The organism is Persicitalea sp., from assembly GCF_041751555.1.
Classification (GTDB): domain Bacteria; phylum Bacteroidota; class Bacteroidia; order Cytophagales; family Spirosomataceae; genus Persicitalea.
Genome location: NZ_JBGSXF010000763.1, coordinates 1 through 5,710 on the forward strand (window position 1 = coordinate 1; position 5,710 = coordinate 5,710).

General features: G+C 51.6%; 3 protein-coding genes and 1 pseudogene. All 4 read left to right on the forward strand.

Translation table 11 applies throughout. The features are described 5' to 3' along the window. Positions 1 to 1,368: pseudogene (locus ACEW8P_RS26635) on the forward strand (SusC/RagA family TonB-linked outer membrane protein); the annotation flags it as partial. A gap of 83 nt (positions 1,369 to 1,451) precedes the next feature. Beyond that, entirely contained in the window at positions 1,452 to 3,368 is a 1,917-nt protein-coding gene (locus tag ACEW8P_RS26640; protein ID WP_373516098.1) for a RagB/SusD family nutrient uptake outer membrane protein, read from the forward strand. A 27-nt stretch (positions 3,369 to 3,395) separates the two neighbouring features. Further along, the gene (locus ACEW8P_RS26645) at positions 3,396 to 4,100 is read left to right on the forward strand and encodes a DUF3823 domain-containing protein (protein ID WP_373516099.1); all 705 of its coding nucleotides are present in this window, start codon (positions 3,396 to 3,398) and stop codon (positions 4,098 to 4,100) included. Between the two features lie 147 nt (positions 4,101 to 4,247). Then, on the forward strand, positions 4,248 to 5,710 hold a 1,463-nt coding region (locus ACEW8P_RS26650), incomplete at its 3' end, for a PVC-type heme-binding CxxCH protein (RefSeq protein ID WP_373516100.1).

Consider the following 5,710-nt stretch of genomic DNA (forward strand, 5'->3'; position numbering starts at 1 on the left):
AACCGCTATTACTTCGAAGGTTCCTTCCGCCGCGATGCTTCCTGGAAATTTGCTCCAGATCGCCGCGTGGGATTCTTCCCCTCAGCTTCTGTCGGCTGGAGAATTTCGGATGAGCAGTTCGTCAAGAACATTATCGGCGAACGGTCTGTACTCGATGATTTGAAATTGAGAGCCTCATACGGTATTTTGGGAGATGACGACATCGGCATCGGCCCCTACGATTATTTGCCGGGCTACAACTATAATCAGGGCAACGCCATCCTGAGTGGCAACTCCATCGTCACCTCCCGCAACAAGGGCCAAATCGTCGATAATATTACCTGGTTTAAAAGTAAGATTCTGGACATCGGAGCAGATTTCTCGCTCTTTGGCACGAAGGTTACCGGGTCGTTCGATTACTTCGACCGCCAGCGGACGGGATTACGCGGCCGCAAATATGACGTGCAGGTTCCCAACGAACTGGGCTACAGCTTGCCCGACGAAAACGTGAACAGCGATTCGCAGCGGGGCTGGGAAACCGCCCTGGTCTATAATAACAAGGCGGGGCAATTTGGCTACCAGATCGGCGGCAACTTCTCCTTCTCGCGCAGCCGCTTCGAGTCGTCTTACAAACCCATCTTCGACAATTCATGGGACCAGTACCGCAGCTCGCGCGAGAACCGCTATAAGGATATTTTCTGGGGCTACGAAACGATCGGCCAATTCCAGACGCAACAGGAAATCGCCGAGTATCCGGTCAACATCGATGGCCAGGGCAACCGTACCCTTTTGCCGGGTGACCTTATTTATAAGGACATCAATGGCGATGGAACCATCAACGGCTACGACCAGCGGCCCATCGGCTACACCACGCAGGGTTCACCCAATATCAACGTGGGCTTGAACTTTGCGCTGACCTGGAAGAACTTCACCTTCAATGCCGACTTCTCCGGTGGGGGTTTATATTCCTGGAATCAGAAATGGGAACAGCGCTGGGCTTACCAGAATGACGGGGCGCTCAACAGCCTCTTCCTCGATAGCTGGCGGCGGGCCGATCCCTTCGATCGCAACAGCGCCTGGACGCCCGGCACGTATCCGCCGCTGCGCTACAACGATGGAGGACACAGCAACTATAACCGCGACTCGGACTTCTGGCTGCACAACATCAAGTATCTGCGCGCCCGGACGTTAGAGCTAGGCTATTCGCTGCCCAAAAATATTTTGGATAAAGTGAAGATGTCCCGCGCTCGGGTCTATATCAACGGTTATAACCTGTTCTCGATCGACAACACGAAGAAGTTCAACACCGATCCCGAGATTGCCAACGACAACGGTTTGCAATACCCGCAGAACAAGTTCATCAACATCGGCGTAAACCTCTCAATCTAGTGGACAGTTGACGGTTGAATTTTTTATTATTAAACCCTTCAACCCTTCAACTTTTAAACAAATCCACAAATAAACAAATCAACATGAAAAAGATAACCTATACAATAATGACGTTTCTGCTCGCAGTGAGTTGGAGCTGTAACGACCAGGAATTTCTGGATCGACCACCTTCCTCTTTGCTAACGGAAGATCAGGTGTACGCCAACGATGACGTGATTTTGTCCGTACTGGGAGACCTTTATAATCGCTACGACGACTTTGGTACTACGGAGAACTGGTCATCTATCTCCGGCCTAAATGAGGCTTATTGGTCCAGTGCTGGTTCGTACGGAGCATTCCAAGGTAGCGGGGTCCCTTTCAACCTCGCTACCAATATCGGTAACATTAATGATTTCTGGAATTACGGGTACATCCGTGATATTAATCAATTCATCGAAAAGATTTCGACAGCCGACAAGATCACCCAGGCTTCGAAGGATCGCTTCCTGGCCGAGGGTCGTTTTTTGCGCGCCTCCTACTACTTCGAATTAGTAAAACGTTTTGGTGGGGTACCGCTGATTCTGGAAACGCTTACCTACGATTTCAGCGGTGATCCCTCGTACCTGCAGTTTCCCCGTGCCAAAGAGTCCGAGGTTTATGATTATGTAATCAAGGAGGCCGAAGAGATCAAAAGCAAGTTGCCATCTTCAGCGAGTGAGAAATCTCGGGCAACCAAGGGAGCTGCGTTGGCGATGGAATCTCGGGCCGCGCTTTACGCCGGTTCTCTCGCGAAGTATGGCACCAAGACACCAACCGTTTCCCTGCCTGGTGGCGAAGTGGGTATCTCCGCCGACAAAGCTCCTGGCTACTATACCATAGCGCTACGGGCGGCAAAGGAAATCATCAGCGGCAGTGCTGGTGCCTATGGGCTTTTCAAAAAGAAACCCGACTTGTCGGAAAACTTCGCGCAGTTGTTTTACGATAAGTCAAACAACCCGGAGGTGATTTTTGTGGAAGATTTTCAGTTGAAGTTTAAAACGCTGGGCTTCACGATTTCCAACCAACCTCGCTTCGGGGCGGAGGAAGAAGAGGGTGGACGCATCAACCCTTCGTTAAATTTGGTACAGTCGTTTGAAAAACTCGACAATACCTTTGCTCCCATTCCCACCGGTACTTCGTCGGGTTCGGGTACGCCGATCGTTTATGACAATCAACTGGACATATTCAAAGGTCGTGACGCTCGCTTGGGGGGCACCGTGATGCTGCCAGGTTCCCAGTTTAAAGGCCGTACGGTCGATATTTTCGCGGGCGTTAGAATCCCTGACGGCACTATTATCAGCGGTGACGACCGGGGCGCTCAAAAGACGCTTCCCGGCACGACTGTCCCCCGCCAGGTAGTGGGTTTCGACGGCCCGATCGACGGCTTTGAATTTACGGCCCAAACGGGTTTCTACATTCGTAAGTACCAGGATCCCATTGTGGGGTCAGGACGACGCGGCACACAGAGCGAAGTTTGGTTTATCCGCTACCGTTACGCCGAAGTACTGCTCAACGCCGCCGAGGCTTCGTTTGAGCTTGGCAACGCCAGCGAAGCTGCGGGCTATATGAATCAGGTGCGCGAGCGTGCTGGCCTGACCAAAGCACTCACACCCGCCGAGATCACATTTGACCGCATCGTTCACGAGCGTCGGGTCGAGTTGGCCTTCGAAGGGTTGGATTTCTTCGACGTTAAGCGGTGGCGGCTTGGACAGGAAATTTTCGACGGCAACCCAATCAATTCCGTAAGCGAACTGACTTCCAATATTGGCAAGGCCACTAAGAGTCGTACGCAGCCCTGGTCACTTTGGCCCTACAAGATTTTCGCGCCCGGTACGCCCAACGATGGCAAGTGGATTTATCAGGAAAAGAAACTCAGCCGCGTGACGGGTGCCAGTCGCTGGGGGCTGGGATTGTATTACTTCGGTATCCCTGATGACATCATCAATAATAACCCCAAGCTAGTCCGCAATCCCAATCAATAATTGTTCATCCTCAAATGAAACGCTATTATGAAATCCATTTATAAATTAACGCTTCCGATCCTGGGCCTGGCAACGCTTTTTGCTTCCTGCCAAATGGACAATTACGCCGAGCCGAAAACTTCGCTCACGGGCAACATCGTCTATAAGGGCGAACCCGTCGGGGTCGAGTACAATCAGGTACGGCTGCAACTCTGGCAGCCGGGTTTTGGCAAGTTAGCGCCCATCGACGCCGTCATCGATCAGGACGGCTCCTATTCGGCCCTGCTGTTCAATGGTAACTACAAACTGGTGTTTACAAAAAACGACGGTCCCTGGAAGACGATCACGAAAGATGCCGCTGCCAAAGACACGACTTTCGTCAACCTCAACGGCGATCAGCAAGTGGACATCGAGGTGCTGCCCTACTATATGATCCGCAACGCCAAGTTTTCCAAAGAGCCGAAGAAGGTTAGTTCCACCTTCGACGTGGAAAAAATCATTACGGGTGTCGATGCCAAGGACATCGAGCGCGTGTCGCTCATCATCAGCCGGACGCAGTTCGTCGCTCGTGCCAACAACATCGCCATCACCAATAAGGAAGGGGCCGACGTGAAGGGAAAAACCAATTTCAGCCTGTCGGTGGATGTCCCCACCGTCAGTCCCGCCCAGGATTTCGTCTTCGCCCGCGTTGGTGTGAAGATCAAGGAGGTGGAGGACATGGTATTTTCCAAAGTCGAGAAGATTCAGTTGTGATTTGAGGAAGCTGTAGGCTGTAGGCTATAAGCAATAGGCGAGGAAACCTACGGCCGACAGCTTATGGCCTACAGCTTTTTAAACAGTATCCCACACCATAAAGATGCTTTAACAACAATGAGCTTTAATCCAATAAAAATAAAATACATGAATGGATTCGTGAAGACGCACCTCATCGCCGCCTTTACCGCGCTGCTGGTGCTGGGCTGTGCGCAGAGTAAAATGAATTCTTTGGGAAATAATACCGCGTCGAAAAATTCTGAAAATATCGAAGGCCGCCGCGCCGAGGTACTTTTCCTGGGCAATACCAGCAAGCACCACGACTCGGGCAAGTACGCGCCCTGGCTGGCGATCAAATTGTTCGAAAGTGGAATTAACACTTCCTATACCGTGGATTTGAACGATCTGAATCCCGAGAATCTGGCTAAGTACGACGCGCTGATTATCTATGCTAACCACGACGTCATTTCTCCGGCGCAGGAAAGTGCTTTAAAAGATTTTGTGCAAAGCGGTAAGGGCCTGGTGCCGTTGCACTCGGCGTCGGGCTGCTTCCTCAATTCTGAGTGGTACATCAAAGCCATCGGCGGGCAATTCGCCTCCCACAAAACGGGTGATTTTCCGGCGGTAATCGCAAAACCCAATCATCCGGTGATGAAAGGAATCAAACCTTTCACGACCTGGGATGAAACTTACGTTTTGAAAAACATCAATCCCGACATGACCGTCCTGACCGAGCGGGAAGAAGATGGGAAAAACATCCCCTACACCTGGGTACGCAACGAGGGCAAAGGCCGGGTATTCTACACCGCTTACGGCCACGAAGACCGTACTTGGTCCAATATTGGCTTCCTGGACTTGATACGTAATGGCGTCATGTGGGCCTTAGGCGACCAGGTGCAAAGTCAGATTGCGTCCCTGAATATCCCTGACGTAGATATCTATAATTCGGACACGATCGCCGCCTATACCAAACGGCATATCGTCCCCAAGATGCAGGAGGCGCTCACGGCCTCGGAATCGCAAAAACTCACGCAGGTACTTCCCGACTTCAAGGTAGAGCTTTTCGCTTCCGACCCCGACATCATCAATCCCATTGCGATGGCCTGGGACGAACGCGGACGCCTGTGGGTCGTAGAATCAGTAGATTATCCAAACACCTTCAAAGAAACCGATGGCGAAGCTAATGACCGTATCAAGATTTGCGAAGACACAGACGGCGACGGCAAGGCTGACAAGTTCACGGTCTTTGCTGACGGTCTCAACATTCCGACCAGTATCATTCTGGCCAATGACGGAGCCATCGTGACGATGGCCCCCGACATTCTTTTCATGAAAGATACCAACGGCGACGATAAGGTCGATGTGACAAAAGTACTCAGCCACGGCTGGGGTAAGGGCGATACCCACTCCGGGCCTTCCAACCTGATCTATGGTTTTGATAACAAAATCTGGGGAACAGTCGGCTACTCGGGCTTCAACGGAACCGTCAATGGACAGAAGATGCGTTTCCCAATGGGCATTTTTCGGTTTCCCATCGAGGGCTCTGAGTTATCGTATCTGGGCAAGAGCAGCAATAATACCTGGGGCCTGGGCGTGACGGAGGACAACAA